At 60.5% G+C, this 19,681-nt stretch carries 16 protein-coding genes; all 16 read left to right on the top strand.

Annotation, left to right across the window (positions count from 1 at the left end; translation table 11 throughout):
* Positions 1-4 precede the first annotated feature (4 nt).
* The 16 genes from GIV35_RS14935 (at position 5) to fliG (ending at position 19,674) form a co-directional block, all read left to right on the top strand.
* Complete coding sequence (locus tag GIV35_RS14935) at positions 5-1,114, top strand: flagellar basal body P-ring protein FlgI (RefSeq protein WP_161793221.1); 1,110 nt, start codon at positions 5-7, stop codon at positions 1,112-1,114.
* Positions 1,115-1,118: 4 nt separating this feature from the next.
* Positions 1,119-2,378: a flagellar assembly peptidoglycan hydrolase FlgJ gene (gene flgJ, locus GIV35_RS14930; RefSeq protein WP_236265456.1), complete on the top strand. Its 1,260-nt coding sequence runs from the start codon at positions 1,119-1,121 to the stop codon at positions 2,376-2,378.
* A gap of 10 nt (positions 2,379-2,388) precedes the next feature.
* The gene (flgK, locus tag GIV35_RS14925) at positions 2,389-4,434 is read left to right on the top strand and encodes a flagellar hook-associated protein FlgK (protein ID WP_223023156.1); all 2,046 of its coding nucleotides are present in this window, start codon (positions 2,389-2,391) and stop codon (positions 4,432-4,434) included.
* 14 nt (positions 4,435-4,448) lie between these two features.
* On the top strand, positions 4,449-6,059 hold the full coding sequence (locus tag GIV35_RS14920; protein WP_223023157.1) for a flagellar hook-associated protein 3: 1,611 nt from the start codon (positions 4,449-4,451) through the stop codon (positions 6,057-6,059).
* Between the two features lie 275 nt (positions 6,060-6,334).
* A complete protein-coding gene (locus GIV35_RS14915; RefSeq protein WP_057011796.1) occupies positions 6,335-7,264 on the top strand; it encodes a ketoacyl-ACP synthase III in 930 nt (309 codons plus the stop codon).
* A 381-nt stretch (positions 7,265-7,645) separates the two neighbouring features.
* Positions 7,646-9,349, top strand: coding sequence for a flagellin N-terminal helical domain-containing protein (locus tag GIV35_RS14910; RefSeq protein ID WP_223023158.1), 1,704 nt, complete (start codon positions 7,646-7,648; stop codon positions 9,347-9,349).
* A 76-nt stretch (positions 9,350-9,425) separates the two neighbouring features.
* Complete coding sequence (locus GIV35_RS14905) at positions 9,426-9,773, top strand: flagellar protein FlaG (protein WP_198843161.1); 348 nt, start codon at positions 9,426-9,428, stop codon at positions 9,771-9,773.
* A gap of 82 nt (positions 9,774-9,855) precedes the next feature.
* On the top strand, positions 9,856-11,223 hold the full coding sequence (fliD, locus tag GIV35_RS14900; protein WP_223023159.1) for a flagellar filament capping protein FliD: 1,368 nt from the start codon (positions 9,856-9,858) through the stop codon (positions 11,221-11,223).
* A gap of 129 nt (positions 11,224-11,352) precedes the next feature.
* Entirely contained in the window at positions 11,353-11,742 is a 390-nt protein-coding gene (fliS, locus tag GIV35_RS14895) for a flagellar export chaperone FliS (protein WP_020302689.1), read from the top strand.
* A 25-nt stretch (positions 11,743-11,767) separates the two neighbouring features.
* Positions 11,768-12,064, top strand: a complete 297-nt coding sequence (locus tag GIV35_RS14890; protein ID WP_014719354.1) for a hypothetical protein — start codon at positions 11,768-11,770, stop codon at positions 12,062-12,064.
* A 169-nt stretch (positions 12,065-12,233) separates the two neighbouring features.
* Complete coding sequence (locus tag GIV35_RS14885) at positions 12,234-13,706, top strand: sigma-54 dependent transcriptional regulator (RefSeq protein ID WP_034126784.1); 1,473 nt, start codon at positions 12,234-12,236, stop codon at positions 13,704-13,706.
* Between the two features lie 110 nt (positions 13,707-13,816).
* Positions 13,817-15,028: a sensor histidine kinase gene (locus GIV35_RS14880; RefSeq protein ID WP_233475077.1), complete on the top strand. Its 1,212-nt coding sequence runs from the start codon at positions 13,817-13,819 to the stop codon at positions 15,026-15,028.
* A 7-nt stretch (positions 15,029-15,035) separates the two neighbouring features.
* Positions 15,036-16,412, top strand: a complete 1,377-nt coding sequence (locus tag GIV35_RS14875; protein ID WP_105229173.1) for a sigma-54-dependent transcriptional regulator — start codon at positions 15,036-15,038, stop codon at positions 16,410-16,412.
* A gap of 131 nt (positions 16,413-16,543) precedes the next feature.
* Complete coding sequence (fliE, locus tag GIV35_RS14870) at positions 16,544-16,873, top strand: flagellar hook-basal body complex protein FliE (protein WP_003192959.1); 330 nt, start codon at positions 16,544-16,546, stop codon at positions 16,871-16,873.
* Positions 16,874-16,889: 16 nt separating this feature from the next.
* Positions 16,890-18,665, top strand: a complete 1,776-nt coding sequence (gene fliF / locus GIV35_RS14865) for a flagellar basal-body MS-ring/collar protein FliF (protein WP_014719351.1) — start codon at positions 16,890-16,892, stop codon at positions 18,663-18,665.
* Positions 18,658-19,674, top strand: a complete 1,017-nt coding sequence (fliG, locus tag GIV35_RS14860; RefSeq protein WP_003192957.1) for a flagellar motor switch protein FliG — start codon at positions 18,658-18,660, stop codon at positions 19,672-19,674. The genes fliF and fliG overlap by 8 nt, the downstream gene beginning before the upstream one ends.
* Positions 19,675-19,681 lie beyond the last annotated feature (7 nt).

Here is a 19,681-nt window from a genome sequence, read left to right as displayed (position 1 = left end):
GGCCATTTTGAAGTTCAAACAGCTGATGGCGATGGCGCTTTTGCTGGCCTTGAGTGCTGTGGCCCAGGCCGAGCGCCTGAAGGACATCGCCAGTATTTCCGGCGTGCGCTCCAACCAGTTGATCGGCTATGGCCTGGTCGTGGGGCTCAACGGCACGGGTGACCAGACCACCCAGACGCCGTTCACCCTGCAAACTTTCAACAACATGCTCTCCCAGTTCGGCATCAAGGTACCGCCAGGCTCGGGCAACGTGCAGTTGAAGAACGTCGCGGCGGTGTCGATCAGCGCCGATCTGCCCGCGTTCGCCAAGCCGGGGCAGGTGGTGGATATCACCGTGTCGTCCATGGGTAACTCCAAGAGCCTGCGTGGCGGTACCTTGCTGATGACGCCGCTCAAAGGTATCGACGGCAACGTCTACGCCATCGCCCAGGGCAACCTGGTGGTCGGCGGTTTTGACGCCGAAGGCCGCGATGGTTCGAAGATCACCGTCAACGTGCCGTCGGCTGGGCGTATCCCCGGTGGCGCCACGGTTGAGCGCACCGTGCCGAGTGGTTTCAACCAAGGCAACAGCCTGACCCTGAACCTCAACCGCTCCGACTTCACCACCGCCAAGCGCGTGGTCGACAAGATCAACGACATGCTCGGCCCTGGCGTGGCCCAGGCCATCGACGGCGGCTCGGTTCGCGTCACTGCGCCTTTGGACCCGAGCCAGCGCGTGGACTACCTGTCGATTCTGGAAAACCTTGAAGTGGACCCAGGCCAGGCCGTGGCGAAAGTCATCATCAACTCGCGCACCGGCACCATCGTGATCGGCCAGAACGTCAAGGTCTCGCCAGCGGCGGTAACCCACGGCAGCCTGACGGTGACGATCACCGAAGACCCGATCGTCAGCCAGCCTGGGCCGTTGTCCGGTGGCCAGACTGCCGTGGTGCCGCGCTCGCGGGTCAATGCCCAGCAAGAAGCCAAGCCGATGTTCAAGTTCGGCCCCGGCACCACCCTGGACGAGATTGTCCGTGCGGTGAACCAGGTGGGCGCTGCGCCCGGCGACTTGATGGCGATCCTCGAAGCTTTGAAGCAGGCCGGCGCGTTGCAAGCCGACCTGATCGTGATCTGAGGCCATGGCCATGGATATGCGCAAGAGCGGCATCAGCAGCACGGCAGACTCGGGGTCTTACTCCGACCTGAACCGGCTTAACCAGCTCAAGGTCGGTGACGACAAAAACAGCGAAGGCAACCTGCGCAAAGTGGCGCAGGAATTCGAGTCGCTGTTTTTGAACGAGATGCTCAAGTCCATGCGTTCGGCCACCGAGGCCCTGGGCAAGGACAACCCGCTGAACACCCCGGCCGCCAAGCAATACCAGGAAATGTACGACCAGCAACTGGCGGTGTCGATGTCCCGCGAAGGTGGCGGTATCGGCCTGGCCGATGTGCTGATGCGCCAGATGCAGAAGAACAAGCCGGTGGAGGCCCAGGCCGCCACCTTGCAAGGCCCGGCGGCGGACGCGCCGGTGAAGAAAGTCGATGTGCCGACCGAGATTGCCGCCGGTACCCAGGCCGAAGGCCCGTTGGGCCGCTCCAATGGCCAGCGGCCTTTGTGGGCGTATCGCGTGGCCGTGCCTGAGGGCGCCAGCACCCATGCCAACGACATGGAACTGATGAACCAGCGCCGTATCGCCTTGCCCAGCAAGCTGGCCGACCGCCTGCTGGCGGGCATCGTGCCGAACGCTCCGGTCGAAGCCAAAGCCGCGCCCCTGCGTAACAGCGCTGCCGACGACACGGTCATCAACAGCAGCGCGCGTAGCTTTGCCGTGCCGAGCGGGCGCATGCAGGTGCATGGCCGCGCCATTGCCCAGCCACCGCTGGCGCCGGCCAAGAAAGCCTTCAGCTCCCAGGATGAATTTGTCGCCACCATGCTGCCGATGGCCAAGGCCGCTGCCGCACGGATTGGTATCGACCCCAAGTACCTGGTGGCCCAGGCGGCACTGGAAACCGGTTGGGGCAAATCAGTCATGCGTGCCGAAGACGGCAGCAGCAGCCACAACCTGTTCGGCATCAAGGCCGGGCAGAGCTGGCAGGGCGGTCAGGCCCGGGCGATCACCAGCGAGTTTCGCGATGGGGCGATGGTCAAGGAAACGGCGCAATTCCGTTCCTACAGCTCCTACCAGGACAGCTTCCACGACCTCGTGACCCTGCTGCAAAGCCATGATCGCTATAAAGAAGTTGTGAAATCAGCCGACAACCCGGAACAGTTTGTACGCGAGTTGCAAAAAGCCGGTTATGCAACCGACCCGGATTACGCCAGCAAGATTTCGCAGATCGCAAAAACCATGAACAGTTACCAGAACTACGCTGCCGCTGGCGCAACCACACATTTATAAGGTCTGAACCATGAGTTTGCTCAGTATCGGGATGTCAGGGCTCAATGCCGCTCAAGGATCGTTGTCGGTCTTGAGTAATAACATCGCCAACGTGAATACCCCGGGGTACTCGCGTCAGCAGACCACGCAAAATACCAATGCGTCGAACCCGTTCGGCGGCGTGTTCATCGGCACCGGTACCACCCTGGCCGACGTACGCCGGGTGTACAACGAATACCTGGACACCGCTTACCAGAACAGCACGGCCCTGAACAACGATGCCAAGGCGTATCTGGATCAGGTCGGCGCCGTCGACAAAGTGCTGTCGGACAAGACCACCGGTCTGTCTTCGGTGCTCAGTTCGTTCTTCGCCACTTTGCAGACCGCAGCGTCCAACCCCAGCGACCTGTCGGCTCGCCAACTGCTGGTGACCAACGCCCAGACCCTGAGCAGCCGTTTCAACGCAATCTCGACGCAGTTGACCCAGCAGAAAGAGACTATCAACAACCAACTGAGCAGCATGAGTGAGCAGGTCAATCAATTGACCGCCTCGATTGCCTCGCTCAACAAGCAGATCTCCCAAGTGCAGGGCGCGTCGGGTAATGCGCCGGCCAACCTGCTGGACTCGCGTAACGAGGCGGTACGCTCGCTCAATGAACTGATCGGCGTCACGGCCACCGAGAAAAACGGCCAGTTCAGCGTGACCACCGGCAGCGGCCAGTCGCTGGTAGAAGGCGGGATTTCCAATACGATTTCGGCGGTGCCGAGCAAAACCGATAACAGCCAGTACACCATTCAACTGGACATGAACGGCACCACCATGGACCTGGGCGGCGTCATCAGTGGCGGCAGCATCGGTGGCCTGTTGCGTTATCGCAGTGATGCCTTGATGCCGGCTATCAACGACCTGGGCCGTATCGCCATCGCGACCGCCGACACCATCAATAACCAGTTGGGCCAAGGCCTGGACCTTAATGGTGACTTTGGCGTTTCGCTGTTCAAAGACATCAACAGCGCCGCCGCCATTGCTTCGCGCAGCCAGGGCGCCTCAGGCAACAGTGCCGGGGCAGGCAACCTGAATGTGACGATCAAGGACAGCAGCCAGTTGTCCACGTTTGACTACACCGTGACTTTCAGCGACAAGACCGACCCCAACAAGGTCACGGTACTGCGCTCGGACGGCAAGGCCATGGGCACCTTTGACATGGGCTCCACACCGCCGCCGACCATGGATGGCTTTACCCTGGCGCTGGACGGCAAGGGCACCATGGCGTTTGGCGACAGTTTCAAAGTCAGCCCGACCGCCACCGGCGCAAGCGGTATTGGCGTGGCGCTCACCGATGCGAACAAGCTGGCGTTTGCCGGCCCGTTGAAGGGTACCAGCAGCACGACCAACAGCGGCACGGGCACCTTTACCCAGCCGTCGTTGACCGTACCGCTGGATATCCATGGCGGCACCGACACCGCGCAACTGCGCGCCGGTATTGAAAACTCGATGCCGGTGAAGATGGTATTCGGCAAGCCCGCCGCCGACGGCACGCAGTCCTATACGATCAGCGACGCCAAGGGCAACCCGATCAGTACCGGTTCGATTATTCCGGGGCAGGGCAACAAAATCACCGTCGACGTACCGATGCGCGACGCCAGCGGCGCAGCCATCCCTGGCAAGAGCTTCAAGTTCGACACCACCGTCAACGGCTCCCCGGCAGACGGCGACAGCACCACCTTCGCCTTCAACAGTGGCGGCAAGTCCGATGGCCGTAACGCCCAAGAGCTGCTGAACCTGCAAACCAAGGCCACCGTCGGCATGGGCGAGGGCAACGGCGGTACCAGCCTGGTGGGGGCCAATAGCAAGCTGGTCTCCACGGTCGGCGCCAAGGCCAGCCAGGCCGGGGTCGACAGCGCTGCCACCGGTGCGTTGCTGAGCGCCAATAAAGATGCGCGCAACTCGGTGTCCGGGGTCAACCTGGATGACGAAGCGGGTGACATGATCAAGTTCCAGCAGTACTACACCGCGTCGTCGCAGATCATCAAGGCTGCGCAAGAAACCTTCACCACACTGATGAATGCTCTTTAAGGGAGGCTGGGACGATGCGTATTTCTACACAGCAGTATTTCGAGACCAGCTCTGCCAAGTACCAGAGTAACTATTCCAGCGTGGTCAAGGCCCAGGACCAGGCCAGCACCGGTATCCGTGTGCAAACCGCTGCAGATGATCCGGTGGCGGCGGCGCGGCTGCTGATGCTGCAACAGCAGAAAGACATGCTGGCTCAGTTCAATGGCAACATCAGCACGCTGAAGAACTCGCTGACCACCCAGGACGGCGTGCTGGAAAATATCAATATCGCCATTCAAAGGGCCAGTGAGTTGGCGCTCAAGGCGGGTAACGTCGGCATCAGCGACGCTGACCGCAAGTCGACCGCCGCCGAAATTGGCGCCATTGAAGACCAGGTCCTGGGCCTGCTCAATACCAAGGACGCCAGCGGTAATTACCTGTTCTCCGGGAGCAAGACCGACACACCTCCCTACACCCGCAACAATGACGGCACCTACAGCTACCAGGGCGATGACACGCCCTTGAGCCTGAAGATTGCCGAAAACCTGTCGGTTGCCATGGGCAACACCGCCAAGAGTATGCTGGAAAGCTCGGCGAATACGGGTCGTACGCAAACGGCACCGATCCTCGTGCCGCCAGCGGTCGATGATGGCAAGGTCACCGTGTCTGCCGGGCTGATCGCGGCCAACACCAGCTATAACAGCAGCTTTTCCGACGGTCAGCCGTATAAGCTGACCTTCACCAGCAGCACCCAATATGTCGTAACGGACAATGCCGGCAAGGACATCACCTCGGAGATTCCTGGCAACGGCACCTTCGATGCCACCAAGGAAGGCGGTTCGAGTATCAATCTGCGCGGGGTCAAGTTCGACATCGGTTTGAACCTGGGCAAAGACGCCCTGGGCAAAGATATACTGCCCGGCGCGCCGTCGGACGCTATCGTCAAGGATCGCGAGTTCAGCCTGTCGGTCAAGCCGGACACTTTCAGCGTTTCGCGCACCCCGAGCAATACGTCCACTGCCCAATTGAGCGGCGGCACGGTGAGCGATCCGGCGGCCTACGCCAGCACCTTTCCCAACTCGGGTGTCGTCGTCAAGTTTGGCGCGGCCGGTGCCTATGACCTGTATGCGCAACCGTATACCGCAGACAGCAAATCCATCGCCAGTGGCACCCTGGCGGCCGGCGCAACCACCATCACGGCGGCAGGGGTGACCTTCGATGTCACCACCGCACCGGCGCCGGCAGCCGGTGACCAGTTTTCGATCAGTGCCACCAGCAACAAGAACGAGAACGTCCTCGACACCCTGAGCCACTTGCGCAAAATCCTGGAGACGCCGTCAGACGGCAACCCGGCGGCGCAGAAGGAACTCAAGGATGTGGTGGCCAAGTCCATTGGCAACCTGACCAATGCCTACAGCCAGATCGACCAGGCACGCGGCTCTCTGGGCGCACGCCTCAATGGCCTGGATATTCAGTCCAAGGAAAACATCAGCCTGGACCTGGCCAATACCACCACCATGAATGACCTGGGCAATGTCGACTTCGCCGAAGCCGCCATCAACCTGAGCTTGCAGCAAACCATGCTGCAAGCCTCGCAGTTGGCTTTTGTGAAGATCTCGCAGCTGAGCCTGTTCAACAAGATGTAATCGGCGCTGTGCACGACGGCCCAGCCTGGAAACAGGCTGGGCCGTCGTCGTTTGCGGGGCCAAATTGTTGAAAGGTTTTGCATAAACCACGCACAATTGAGTGACCTGTGAGTCATAAAGCGCATCTTCACTGTATCGTGTGAAAAGGATAAGTCGTCACAGGGCCTTCATCGGCGGCTTTCAGCGGGATTTTTATGGGGTTATCCCCTTTATTGTCAGCACTTCCGGCATAGCCCGAGGGGTGTTCTCCAGCTATTTAGTATTGGGAAGCCACAATGATTGGCATAAAAAGCATCGCCAGTTACGTGCCGGCGGACGGGATCGATAACTACGCCCAGGGTGCCAAGTTCGCCAAGGATGAAGAATTCATCATCGGCAAGATCGGTTCGGCGTTCCTGCCGCGCAAGGAAGCGGCACAGGAAACCTCGGATCTGTGTGTCGAGGCGGTCAACGCCTTGTTTGCCAACAACCCGCAATTGAAGCGCGAGTCCATCGACGCGCTGATCGTCGTCACCCAGAACGGCGATGAAGAGGGCCTGCCTCACACTGCCGCCATCGTGCAGGACAAGCTGGGCCTGCCAACCCACGTTGCCGCGTTCGACATCTCGCTGGGCTGCTCCGGCTACGTCTACGGCATCTACGCGATGAAGGGCTTCATGGAGGCAGCGGGCCTGAAAAACGGCCTGTTGATCACCGCCGACCCGTACTCCAAGATTGTCGACCCGGAAGACCGCAACACCACCATGCTGTTCGGTGATGCCGCCACCGCCACCTGGATGGGCGAAGACGCGCCTTGGTTGCTCGGCAAGTCCAAGTTCGGCACCGACGGTTCCGGTGCGCCCCACCTGAAGGTCAGCGACGGCGTGTTCTTCATGAACGGCCGCCAGGTGTTCAACTTCGCCTTGCTCAAGGTGCCCGCGCACTTGCACGAGCTGCTCGCCGAGTCGGACCTCAAGGCCGATGACATCGATGCGTTCTGCATCCACCAGGGCAGCGCAGCCATCGTCGATGCCGTGGCACGTCGTTTTGAAGAGGCGCCGGTGGACAAGTTCATCAAGGACATGGTCGAGACCGGCAACACCGTGTCGTCGAGCATCCCGCTGCTGCTGGAAAAGCACGTGATGGACGCCACCTGGAAGCGCGTGGCCATCAGCGGCTTTGGCGTGGGCCTGTCGTGGGGCTCGGCGATTCTCTATCGCCCGTGATGCTTTAGCCTCTGCACAAAAAAACGCCGATGATCCCACGATCATCGGCGTTTTTTTTGCGCCCCCTGTAGGAGCGAGCTCGCTCGCGAAGAACCTGAGAGCGCCGCGTGCATCCTGAATGCCCGCATCATCGTTAACGTTCTTCGCGAGCAAGCTCGCTCCTACAGGCGAAGTTTTGGCGCCAGTAACCCGTGATTGCTGGCGTTTCACGCCTCTATAAGGCCTTGAAATACAAGGGCTGGCACAGGGCTACTAAAAAAAATCAAAAAAATCCTCAAGCAACCGGCTACCACGACGATAACTATTACGTAGGTTCTCTAGGCCACACCCGGCGGTCGCCAGGGCCGGAAGCCGCAGTATCCAAACCACGAGGATTTCGTCATGGCATTATCAGTAAACACCAACATCACCTCCCTGGGTGTCCAGAAGAACCTGAACAAAGCTTCCGACGCTCTGAGCCAGTCGATGAACCGTCTGTCCTCCGGCCTGAAAATCAACAGCGCCAAAGACGACGCTGCCGGCATGCAGATCGCTAACCGTCTGAACAACCAGGTCAAAGGCCTGAACGTTGCCATCGCCAACGCCAACAACGGCGTGTCGATTGCCCAGACCGCTGAAGGCGCGATGCAAGAATCCACCAACACCCTGCAGCGTCTGCGTGAACTCGCCCTGCAAGCGGCCAACGGTGATAAAAGCGACGCTGACCGTGTTTCCCTGCAGCAAGAATTCACCGCTAAAGTGGGCGAGCTGAACCGTATCGCCAGCACCACCACCTTCGGTGGTCGTAACCTGCTGGACGGCTCGTTCAGCAACGTAGCGTTCCAGATCGGCGCCAACGCCAACGAGACTATCTCGTTCGGTATGACCGACATCAGCTCGACTGCGCTGAAGGGTAACTACAAAGAAGCGGCTGTAAATGGCACCGCGATGACTGGTCTGGCTGCTACTGCTACTGGTTCGGTTGTGGCTGATAAAGCTGTCGCAACTGGTTCTGCTGCTGCCACCGTTCTGGCTGGCGAAGCCATCAACATCAACGGCACCGATATCACTCTCGGTACTGGTGCTGCTGGTACCGCTGCTGCTACCTCTGCTGTAGCTGCCATCAACGCACAAACTGCAACTACTGGCGTAACCGCTAGTGCCGATGCCACCGGTAAAGTAAGCCTGGTTTCCGACAAGGCTATCGTTCTGGCAGCACCGACTGCCGGTACTAGCGGTCTGGGCGCTCTTGGCCTGACTGCCGGTACCGAGGCAGTTTCGAGTGACATGACTGCTGCCGGTTCGATCTCTGTAAATGGTAACGCTGTAGCTTGGGCTGTTGGCGATACCAAGGCTTCCCTGCTGACCAAGCTTGAAACCGCAGCTGGTGGTACCGCTACTGGTGCTTCCGCTACCTTCGGTGCGGACGGTCGTTTCAAAGTCACTTCGGGTAACGGCGCTGACATCAAGCTGGCCAACACCTCCGCTGGTTCCCTGTCCCAACTGGGCTTGTCCGCCGGTACTACCCAAGCCAAACTGACCGCTGACACCTCGATCGACGTGAACGGCGTTGAAGTCAAGTTCAAGAAGGGCGACACCTCTGACGCGATCGTAGCTTCGATCAACAGTGCCAGCACCGGTGTTCAAGCCAGCAAAAACGCTGACGGTACCCTGAACCTGTTCGCTGACAAAGACATCACCATCAAGGACGGCAGCGCCGGTACTGGCCTTGCTGCATTGGGGCTGACCACTGTTGCTGCTGCCGGCACCAAAACCGCCGTCACCATGGAAACCAGCGTTTCCGACCTGAACATCCTGACTGCCGCTTCTTCGCAGCAGGCCATCCAGGCTCTGGACGACGCCATGCAGCAGATCGACAGCCAGCGTTCGCAGCTGGGTGCCGTACAAAACCGCTTCGCCAGCACCGTGGCCAACCTGCAGAGCATTTCGCAGAACTCCTCCGCTGCCAAAGGCCGCGTAGAAGACGCTGACTTCGCTTCTGAAGCCGCTGAGCTGACCAAGCAACAAACCCTGCAACAGGCTTCCACTGCGATCCTGTCCCAGGCCAACCAACTGCCATCGTCTGTTCTGAAGCTGCTTCAGTAATAGCGCTAGCGGTTAAATAACGGGAGGGTGCGTTTAACGACGTGCCCTTCCGTTTTTTCAGTTTGGAGGTGGTGACATGGACATGAGCATCAAGCTGACCTCGTCTTACCCCGCAGCTACGGCCCCGGCCAACCTTGGCGCAGTGGTGTCCCAGGCCAAGCCTGTGGCCAGCAATGAGCCGATCAAAAGTGAAGAGCCGCAGCGCGTCGCGCTGGAAAAGGCCGTTACCGATATGCGTGAGTTTGTGCAGGCTTCACAGCGCAACCTGGATTTTTCCATCGATGACTCTACCGGCAAGGTAGTGGTCAAGGTGATCGCCACTGACAGTGGTGAAGTGATTCGACAGATTCCATCGGAGACCGCGCTGAAATTGGCGCAGAACCTGAGCGATGCCGGCAGCCTGTTGTTTGATAGCAAGGCTTGAGTTGGCACGAAACATGTTTCTGATTGCGGTCTAGGCGTATAAGCGCCAAAAAACGGCCGCTGCAGAACAAGGAGAATGGCAAATGGCTAGTTCAACGATTTCCGGCCCAGGTTCGGGCTACGACACCCAAGCAATCGTCAAGGCGCTGGTAGGTGCCGAGCAGGCGCCCAAGCAGGCTCAGATCACCAACGAGCAGAAGAAAGCCACCGTGCAGTTGTCTGCCGTGGGCTCGGTCAAGACGGCGTTGGAAGCCTACCAGGCGGCGATCACCAAGTTGAACAATGCTTCGGCCTTCAACGGGCTGGCGGCGTCTTCTTCGGAAGAGAAAAACGCCAAGGTCACCCTGGGTGACGGCGCCTCCAGCGGCAAGTACGTGTTGAAAGTCGATCACCTGGCGACCGCTTCCAAAGTCACCACCGCAGTGAATGTGGATGGTGCTTCGGGCAAGGCCAACAGCACGGACGAAGACCAGACGCTGACCATCAACCAGTCCGGCAAAAGCTACGACGTGATCATCCCCGGCGGCGCAACCCTGCAACAGGTGCGCGAGTCCATCAATACTCAGCTCTCGTCCCAGGGTATCAGTGCCAACGTGTTGAGCGACTCCAATGGGGCGCGACTGGTACTGACCTCGACCAATATGGGCGAAGGCACCGACATCACCCTCAGCGGTGATTCGCAACTGGCTACCGGGTACGACAAAGGCAAGCCGCCGACCAACGCCAAGTACTCCATTGATGGCATTGAAATGTCATCGAACAGCAACAAGATCACCTCGGCGATCAGCGGCGTGACCCTGGACCTGTTGGACACGGTAGACATCACCAAGCCGACCACCATCACCGTGGCCAGCAACACCGACACCTTGAAAACCTCGGTGCAGTCCTTCGTCAGTGCCTACAACACGCTGATGACGGCGATCAATACCCAGACCAAAGTCACCGCCACCGGCGATGCTTCCACCACCACCGCAGGTGCCTTGACCGGCGACGCGTCAATGCGTCAGTTGGTCAACAGCCTGCGCTCAGAGCTGGTCAACGGCTCCGGTGCGGGCACCATGACTAGCCTGGCGCAGATGGGCATCACCACCGACCAGAAAACCGGTCTGCTGAGCCTGGATGACAAAACCTGGGACAAGGCCGTGGTCAAGGGTGCTGGCGATATTGCCAAGCTGTTCACTGGCGACACTGGCTTGATCACGCGTATGAACAAGGCGACCAAGAGTTACGTGGGCACCACGGGCACGCTGGCGACCCGGGCGACCGATCTCAACAACAAGTTGACCGACTTGACCAAAGAGACCGACGACCTGACGCGGCGCATGGATGCCTTGCAGAAGTCCCTGACCGCCAAGTACACGGCGATGGACACCATGATCGCGCAGATCAACGCCAGCAGCTCCAGCATCCTGACCACCCTCAACTCGCTGAACAATCCGAAGTCGAACTGACAAACGGCGTGTGCCGGGCCCCATTTAGAGGGCCCTGGCGCAGGGTGCTGGATTAAAGTTTTGGTTGTCACGGTCGAAAAACTGGTTAAGCAAACCTATTCGATTGTCGCCCAGTTACGAGGTAGCAACATGAACCCAATGAGAGCCCTTCGTCAGTACCAGAAGGTCAACGCCCACGCTCAAGTCTCCGAAGCCAGCCCGCATCGCCTGGTGCAAATGCTGATGGAAGGTGGCCTTGACCGCATGGCGCAGGCCAAGGGTGCGTTGAGTCGTGGGGACATCGCGCAAAAGGGCCTGATGCTGGGCAAGGCGATCGAAATCATTTCGGGCCTGCGCGATGGCCTGGAGCCGGAGAAAGCCGAAGATCCGGCCGCCATCCAGCGTCTGGATGCCCTGTACAACTACATGGGCAATCGCTTGGTCGAGGCCAATCGCGTCAACGACGCCGAGATGATCGACGAAGTCGCCCGCCTGCTGATCACCGTCAAGACCGGCTGGGATGCCATCGCTCCACAATAAGGCCGATCGCCTTGAGGGACACATCATGAGCCATGCACTGCAACGCATCGACGAAACCCGCGAAGCCCTTCTCGGCGCGCTGGCCGAGCGCAATTGGGAAGCTGTGGGCGAGTTGGACCTGGGTTGCCGCGCGGTGATTGATGAGGTGCTCAGCGAAGCGCCGGTGGACGAGGGCGCCTTGCGCGAGAAACTGGAAAGCCTGTTGGTGGTGTACCAGCAGTTGCTTGAGGTGACGACCGGCGAGCGCCAGGCGATTTTCGAAGAGATGTCGCAGATCAACCAAGCGAAAAATGCGTCAAAGGTTTACCATCTGTTCGGTTGAAAGGGCGCAGTTAATCCGAACGGTGCGTCATATATTTGACTGTGCCAGCATTTTTGACTTAACTAGTGCTGTTTTCAGATTTCAGACGTCTAGTAGGTAACAAATCTTACAGACGTCTAGATTGCCCTCATTCCGGGGCAGGAAGTTTTACTAGGGAAGTTGCTATTGCATGTGGCGTGAAACCAAAATTCTGCTGATCGATGACGATAGCGTCCGCCGCCGCGATTTAGCGGTGATTTTAAATTTTCTTGGTGAAGAAAATTTGCCCTGCGGCAGCCACGATTGGCAGCAGGCGGTCAGCTCGTTGTCGTCGAGCCGTGAAGTCATTTGTGTATTGATCGGGACGGTAAACGCTCCTGGCGCAGTTCTGGGCCTGTTAAAGACACTGTCTACCTGGGATGAGTTCCTTCCAGTGTTGCTAATGGGCGATATTTCTTCCGTGGACCTGCCGGAAGACCAGCGCCGCCGCGTGCTATCCAACCTGGAAATGCCGCCCAGCTACAGCAAATTGCTCGACTCCCTGCACCGTGCCCAGGTCTATCGCGAGATGTACGACCAGGCCCGCGAGCGCGGCCGTCACCGTGAACCCAACCTGTTCCGCAGCCTCGTCGGCACCAGCCGCGCCATCCAGCACGTGCGCCAGATGATGCAGCAAGTGGCCGACACCGACGCCAGCGTGCTGATCCTCGGCGAGTCGGGCACCGGCAAGGAAGTGGTCGCGCGCAACCTGCACTATCACTCCAAGCGTCGCGACGGGCCCTTTGTGCCGGTCAACTGCGGGGCGATCCCGGCCGAGCTGCTGGAAAGCGAATTGTTCGGCCACGAGAAGGGCGCCTTTACCGGGGCGATCACCAGCCGTGCCGGGCGCTTTGAGCTGGCCAATGGCGGCACCCTGTTCCTCGACGAAATCGGCGACATGCCGTTGCCGATGCAGGTCAAGCTGCTGCGCGTATTGCAGGAACGCACCTTCGAGCGCGTGGGCAGCAACAAGACCCAGAGCGTGGACGTGCGCATCATTGCCGCCACCCACAAGAACCTCGAAAGCATGATCGAGGTCGGCAGCTTCCGCGAAGACCTGTACTACCGCCTCAACGTATTCCCCATCGAGATGGCCCCGCTGCGCGAGCGCGTGGAAGACATCCCGTTGCTGATGAATGAACTGATCTCGCGCATGGAGCACGAGAAGCGCGGCTCCATTCGTTTCAACTCCGCGGCAATCATGTCCCTGTGCCGCCACGGCTGGCCGGGCAACGTCCGCGAGCTGGCCAACCTGGTGGAGCGCATGGCGATCATGCATCCGTACGGGGTGATCGGCGTGGTCGAGTTGCCGAAGAAATTCCGCTACGTCGACGACGAGGACGAGCAGATGGACAGCCTGCGCAGTGACATGGAAGAGCGCGTGGCAATCAACGGCCATACTCCAGACTTCGGCGCTAGCGCGATGTTGCCGCCCGAAGGCCTGGATCTCAAGGACTACCTCGGCAACCTGGAACAAGGCCTGATCCAACAGGCGCTGGATGATGCCAACGGCATCGTCGCCCGGGCCGCCGAGCGCCTGCGTATCCGTCGCACCACCCTGGTGGAGAAGATGCGCAAGTACGGGATGAGCCGTAAAGAAGGTGATGAACAGGCGGATGATTGACGCCTGTTTTTCAACTACCTGATTTATAGGTAGTTTTTTTTCGGCACGGGTATTGCTACAGCCCTCGCAACGTTCCGTTTAACTGACGGTCAGCCAAGCGAGAGAGCATCATGCCCCACGCCGCCCAACTATCTTCGGCCCCTGCCATCCAGGGGCTGGTGTCGCCTGTAGAACCGCCGACCCGCCAGGGCCTGGAGCACGCGCTCTCGCAGTTCAACCAGATGTCGAACCAGCTGACCGACTCCTACAGCCTGCTTGAAGCCCGGGTTTCCGAGCTTAAAGGCGAACTGGCGGTGGTCAGCGCCCAGCGCATGCAAGAGCTGGCCGAGAAAGAACGCCTGGCCAACCGCCTGCAAAACCTGCTGGACCTGTTGCCCGGTGGCGTGATCGTCATCGACGACCAGGGCCGCGTACGCGAAGCCAACCCGGCAGCCTGCGACCTGCTCGGCCTGCCGTTGGAAGGCGAGCTGTGGCGTGAAGTCATCACCCGCTGTTTTGCCCCCCGTGAAGACGACGGCCACGAAGTCTCCCTCAAGGACGGGCGCCGGCTGTCCATTGCGACCCGTTCCCTGGACGCCGAGCCGGGCCAGCTTGTGCTGCTCAATGACCTGACAGAAACCCGGCACCTGCAAGATCAGTTGGCTCGCCATGAGCGGCTGTCGTCGCTGGGGCGGATGGTCGCTTCCTTGGCGCATCAGATTCGTACGCCGTTGTCGGCGGCATTGATCTACGCCAGCCATTTGACTGACGAGCAATTACCAGCGGCCACCCACCAACGCTTTGCCGGGCGCCTCAAGGAGCGCCTGCATGAGTTGGAACACCAAGTACGTGACATGCTGGTATTTGCCCGCGGCGAACTGCCGCTGACCGATCGCGTTACCCCTGCCGGTTTGATGCAGTCGCTGCAAGCGGCAGCGGCGACCCATGTACAGGAGGCCAACCTGCGCTGGCAGTGCGACAGCCACCAGGGCGAATTGCTGTGCAACCGCGACACCCTGGTGGGTGCGCTGCTCAACCTGATCGAAAACGCCACCCAGGCCAGTGGCCCCGGGGCGCGCCTGAAAGTGCACCTGTATACCCGCGGGCACACCCTGCGCCTGTGCGTCAGCGACAGCGGCAGCGGTATCGCCCCGCAGGTGCTGCAGCGCCTGGGCGAGCCGTTTTTTACCACCAAGACCAACGGCACTGGCCTGGGCCTGACCGTGGTCAAGGCAGTGGCCCGTGCCCATCAGGGACAATTGCAACTGCGTTCGCGCCTGGGGCGTGGCACCTGTGCATTGATGACCTTGCCGCTGTTTTCCAGCGCGGCAAGCGCGGAGTAAGAGGATGATGGCTATCAAGGTTTTATTGGTGGAAGACGATCGCGCCCTGCGTGAAGCATTGGCTGACACGCTGCTGTTGGCGGGCCATGACTACCGTGCGGTCGGCTCTGCCGAGGAAGCCTTGGAGGCGGTCGAGCAGGAAACCTTCAGCCTGGTGGTCAGCGACGTCAACATGCCCGGCATGGACGGCCACCAATTGCTCGGCCTGCTGCGGGTGCGCCAGCCGCAGCTGCCGGTGCTGCTGATGACCGCCCATGGCGCGGTGGAGCGGGCGGTGGATGCCATGCGTCAGGGCGCGGCGGATTACCTGGTCAAGCCGTTCGAGCCCAAGGCGTTGATCGAACTGGTCGCCCGGCATGCCCTGGGCGTGATGCCCGCAGCCGACGGCGATGGCCCGATTGCCTTTGAACCGGCCAGCGCGCAGTTGCTTGAACTGGCGGCGCGGGTGGCGCGCAGTGATTCCACTGTGCTGATTTCCGGCGAGTCCGGCACCGGTAAAGAAGTGCTGGCGCGTTATATCCACCAGCAATCGGGCCGTGCCAAACAACCGTTCATTGCGATCAACTGCGCGGCGATCCCCGACAACATGCTGGAAGCCACCTTGTTTGGCCATGAAAAGGGCTCGTTCACCGGCGCCATCGCGGCCCAGGCCGGCAAGTTCGAACAAGCCGACGGCGGCACCATTCTGCTCGACGAAATCTCGGAAATGCCCCTGGGCCTGCAAGCCAAGTTGCTGCGGGTATTGCAGGAGCGTGAAGTGGAGCGGGTGGGCGCACGCAAGCCGATCCAGTTGGATATCCGCGTGGTTGCCACCACCAACCGCGACCTCGCGGGCGAAGTGGCGGCGGGGCGCTTCCGGGAAGACCTGTTCTACCGGTTGTCGGTGTTCCCGCTGGCCTGGCGCCCATTGCGTGAGCGCCCGGCGGATATCATTCCCCTGGCCGAGCGCCTGCTCAACAACCACGTCAAAAAAATGAAGCATGCCCAGGCGCGTTTATCGCCCGAGGCCCAGGCCTGCCTGGTCAGTTACCCATGGCCGGGCAACGTGCGCGAGCTGGACAACGCGATCCAGCGTGCGCTGATTTTGCAGCAGGGCGGCTTGATCCAGCCCCAGGATTTCTGCCTGGCCATGGGCAATGGCGCTGCGCCGTTGCCGAGCCTGGCCCCGGCTCCAGTGGTCGCCGAGACGGAATCAGCCGGTGCCCTGGGCGATGACCTGCGCCGCCGTGAATTCCAGATGATCATCGACACCCTGCGCGCCGAACGTGGCCGCCGCAAAGAAGCGGCCGAGCGCCTGGGCATCAGCCCGCGTACCTTGCGCTACAAGCTGGCGCAGATGCGCGACGCCGGTATGGATGTGGAAGCGTATCTTTTCGCCACATGACCGGTAACAAGTTCGACAAGCTTTGTCGCCTTTTCTTACGAGTTGCTCCAGAGCTGGCACCCTTGTTGCTACCACCCCTAGTAACCGCTGCGTAGTGTCAAAAAATTGCGGGTCGTCGGAGAGAGAAGGTCATGAGCCAGGGTATTGAGTTCAATCGGTTGATGTTGGATATGCGCGCCATGCAAATGGATGCCATGGCTCAACCGAAATCCGTCGCGCCAGCGCCGGAATTGGGCCAAAGCAATTTTGCCGACATGCTCGGTCAGGCAATCAATAAAGTCAGCGATACCCAGCAGGCGTCCAGCCAGTTGGCGACGGCCTTCGAGATCGGTAAAAGCGGCGTGGACCTCACCGATGTGATGGTCGCCTCGCAAAAGGCCAGTGTGTCCTTCCAGGCCTTGACCCAAGTGCGTAACAAGCTGGTTCAGGCGTATCAAGACATCATGCAGATGCCGGTTTAAGGACGAGATTTAAGTCATGGCTGAAGCAGTCTCCGACAACCTCCCCGCCAAGGCCGACGGCAAACCGCCGTTGTTTGGCCTGTCGTTCCTGGAAAACCTCTCGGAAATGACCATGCTGCGTCAGGTGGGCCTGATGGTGGGCCTGGCCGCCAGCGTGGCGATTGGTTTTGCCGTGGTGCTGTGGTCGCAGCAACCCGATTACCGCCCCCTTTACGGCAGCCTGTCGGGCATGGATTCCAAGCAGATCATGGAAACCCTCGCCGCCGCCGACATCGCCTACACCGTGGAGCCCAACTCCGGCGCCTTGCTGGTCAAGGCGGATGACGTAGCCCGCGCCCGGATGAAACTGGCCGCCGCTGGCGTGGCGCCGTCCGACAGTAATATCGGTTTTGAAATCCTCGACAAAGACCAGGGCCTGGGCACCAGCCAGTTCATGGAAGCCACCCGCTATCGTCGTGGCCTGGAAGGCGAACTGGCGCGCACCATTTCCAGCCTCAATAACGTCAAGGCCGCCCGTGTGCACCTGGCGATTCCGAAAAGCTCGGTGTTCGTGCGTGACGAACGCAAGCCCAGCGCCTCGGTCTTGGTCGAGCTGTTTGCTGGCCGCTCCCTGGAGCCTGGCCAGGTACTGGCGATCGTCAACCTGGTGGCAACCAGTGTTCCCGAATTGAGCAAGTCGCAAATCACCGTGGTGGACCAGAAGGGCAACCTGCTGTCCGACATGGCCGAAAACTCCGCGCTGACCCAGGCCGGCAAGCAGTTCGACTACAGCCGCCGCATGGAAAGCATGCTCACCCAGCGCGTGCATAACATTCTGCAACCGGTACTGGGCAACGACCGCTACAAGGCTGAAGTGTCGGCCGACGTGGACTTCAGCGCCGTCGAGTCCACCTCCGAACAGTTCAACCCGGACCAGCCGGCCCTGCGCAGCGAGCAGTCCACCAGCGAACAACGCACCGCCAGCAATGGCCCCCAAGGTGTACCAGGCGCCCTGAGCAACCAGCCACCCGCGCCGGCCTCGGCACCGCAAACCACTGGTGGCGCCGCCGCCACGGCTGGCGCGATCCAGCCTGGCCAGCCGCTGTTGGACGCCAACGGCCAGCAGATCATGGACCCGGCCACCGGCCAGCCGATGCTTGCGCCATACCCTGCGGACAAGCGTAACCAGTCCACCAAGAACTTCGAACTCGACCGTTCCATCAGCCACACCAAGCAGCAACAGGGCAAGATCAATCGCCTGTCGGTGTCGGTGGTGGTCGATGACCAGGTCAAGGTCAACCCTGCGGACGGCGCGGTGACCCGTGCGCCGTGGACGGCTGACGAACTGGCGCGCTTCACTCGTCTGGTGCAGGACGCTGTTGGCTTCGACGCCAGCCGTGGCGACAGCGTCAGCGTGATCAACATGCCGTTCTCCGCCGAGCGCGGTGAAGTGATCGCCGACCCGGCGTTCTACACCCAGCCGTGGTTCTGGGACATCGTCAAGCAAGTGCTGGGGGTGCTGTTCATCCTGGTGTTGGTGTTCGGCGTATTGCGCCCGGTGCTCAACAACATCACCGGCGGCGGCAAGAAGCAACTGGCACTGGCCGGTGGCGACGTCGAGTTGGGTGGCATGGGCGGCCTGGACGGCGAACTGGCCAACGACCGCGTCAGCCTCGGCGGCCCGCAAAGCATCCTGTTGCCAAGCCCGAGCGAAGGCTATGACGCTCAGTTGAACGCAATCAAGAGTCTGGTGGCAGAAGACCCGGGCCGTGTGGCTCAGGTCGTGAAAGAGTGGATTAACGCAGATGAATGATCGAGCCGCTGTGGCCAAGCTGTCCCGGGTCGACAAAGCCGCCGTGCTGCTGCTGTCCCTGGGTGAAACCGACGCTGCCCAAGTGCTGCGCCACATGGGCCCTAAAGAGGTCCAGCGAGTGGGCGTGGCCATGGCGCAGATGCGCAATGTGCACCGTGAGCAAGTCGAGCAGGTGATGAGCGAGTTCGTCGAGATCGTCGGCGACCAGACCAGCCTGGGCGTCGGCTCCGACAGCTACATTCGCAAGATGCTCACCTCGGCCCTGGGCGAAGACAAGGCCAACGGCCTGATCGACCGCATCCTGCTGGGTGGCAACACCAGCGGCCTGGATAGCCTCAAGTGGATGGAGCCGCGTGCGGTGGCCGACGTGATCCGCTACGAGCACCCGCAGATTCAGGCGATCGTGGTGGCCTACCTGGACCCCGACCAGGCCGGCGAAGTGCTTGGCCACTTCGACCATAAAGTGCGCCTGGACATCATCCTGCGTGTGTCGTCGCTGAACACTGTGCAACCGGCGGCGCTCAAGGAGCTCAACACGATTCTGGAGAAGCAGTTCTCCGGCAATTCCAACGCCTCGCGCACCACCCTGGGTGGCATCAAGCGCGCAGCCGACATCATGAACTTCCTCGACAGCTCGGTCGAAGGCCAGTTGATGGACTCGATCCGCGAGATCGACGACACCCTGTCCGGCCAGATCGAAGACCTGATGTTCGTGTTCAACAACCTGGCCGATGTCGACGACCGTGGCATCCAGGCGCTGCTGCGCGAAGTGTCCTCGGACGTGCTGGTGCTGGCGCTCAAGGGCTCGGACGAAAACGTCAAAGAAAAGATCTTCAAGAACATGTCCAAGCGCGCCTCGGAGCTGTTGCGCGACGACCTGGAAGCCAAGGGCCCGGTGCGCGTCAGCGACGTGGAAACCGCTCAGAAAGAAATCCTCACCATTGCCCGCCGTATGGCCGAAGCCGGAGAAATCGTTCTCGGCGGGAAGGGCGGCGAAGAAATGATCTAAGGCGCCT

Origin of the sequence: Pseudomonas sp. PA-1-6B (assembly GCF_021609545.1) — a bacterium.
GTDB lineage: Bacteria > Pseudomonadota > Gammaproteobacteria > Pseudomonadales > Pseudomonadaceae > Aquipseudomonas > Aquipseudomonas fluorescens_BV.
The sequence above is the reverse complement of the archived record's forward strand: the minus strand, read 5'-3'. Positions and strand labels throughout refer to the sequence as shown.

Bases quoted from the DNA above. Each gene is read 5' to 3' on its own strand.
- GIV35_RS14910 (WP_223023158.1), top strand. From the start codon at position 7,646: ATGGCATTATCAGTAAACACCAACATCACCTCCCTGGGTGTCCAGAAG.
- GIV35_RS14875 (WP_105229173.1), top strand. From the start codon at position 15,036: ATGGCTATCAAGGTTTTATTGGTGGAAGACGATCGCGCCCTGCGTGAA.
- flgJ (WP_236265456.1), top strand. From the start codon at position 1,119: ATGGCCATGGATATGCGCAAGAGCGGCATCAGCAGCACGGCAGACTCG.
- GIV35_RS14890 (WP_014719354.1), top strand. From the start codon at position 11,768: ATGAGCCATGCACTGCAACGCATCGACGAAACCCGCGAAGCCCTTCTC.
- GIV35_RS14920 (WP_223023157.1), top strand. From the start codon at position 4,449: ATGCGTATTTCTACACAGCAGTATTTCGAGACCAGCTCTGCCAAGTAC.
- GIV35_RS14880 (WP_233475077.1), top strand. From the start codon at position 13,817: ATGCCCCACGCCGCCCAACTATCTTCGGCCCCTGCCATCCAGGGGCTG.
- fliF (WP_014719351.1), top strand. From the start codon at position 16,890: ATGGCTGAAGCAGTCTCCGACAACCTCCCCGCCAAGGCCGACGGCAAA.
- fliD (WP_223023159.1), top strand. From the start codon at position 9,856: ATGGCTAGTTCAACGATTTCCGGCCCAGGTTCGGGCTACGACACCCAA.
- GIV35_RS14885 (WP_034126784.1), top strand. From the start codon at position 12,234: ATGTGGCGTGAAACCAAAATTCTGCTGATCGATGACGATAGCGTCCGC.
- fliG (WP_003192957.1), top strand. From the start codon at position 18,658: ATGAATGATCGAGCCGCTGTGGCCAAGCTGTCCCGGGTCGACAAAGCC.
- fliS (WP_020302689.1), top strand. From the start codon at position 11,353: ATGAACCCAATGAGAGCCCTTCGTCAGTACCAGAAGGTCAACGCCCAC.
- flgK (WP_223023156.1), top strand. From the start codon at position 2,389: ATGAGTTTGCTCAGTATCGGGATGTCAGGGCTCAATGCCGCTCAAGGA.
- GIV35_RS14915 (WP_057011796.1), top strand. From the start codon at position 6,335: ATGATTGGCATAAAAAGCATCGCCAGTTACGTGCCGGCGGACGGGATC.
- fliE (WP_003192959.1), top strand. From the start codon at position 16,544: ATGAGCCAGGGTATTGAGTTCAATCGGTTGATGTTGGATATGCGCGCC.
- GIV35_RS14905 (WP_198843161.1), top strand. From the start codon at position 9,426: ATGGACATGAGCATCAAGCTGACCTCGTCTTACCCCGCAGCTACGGCC.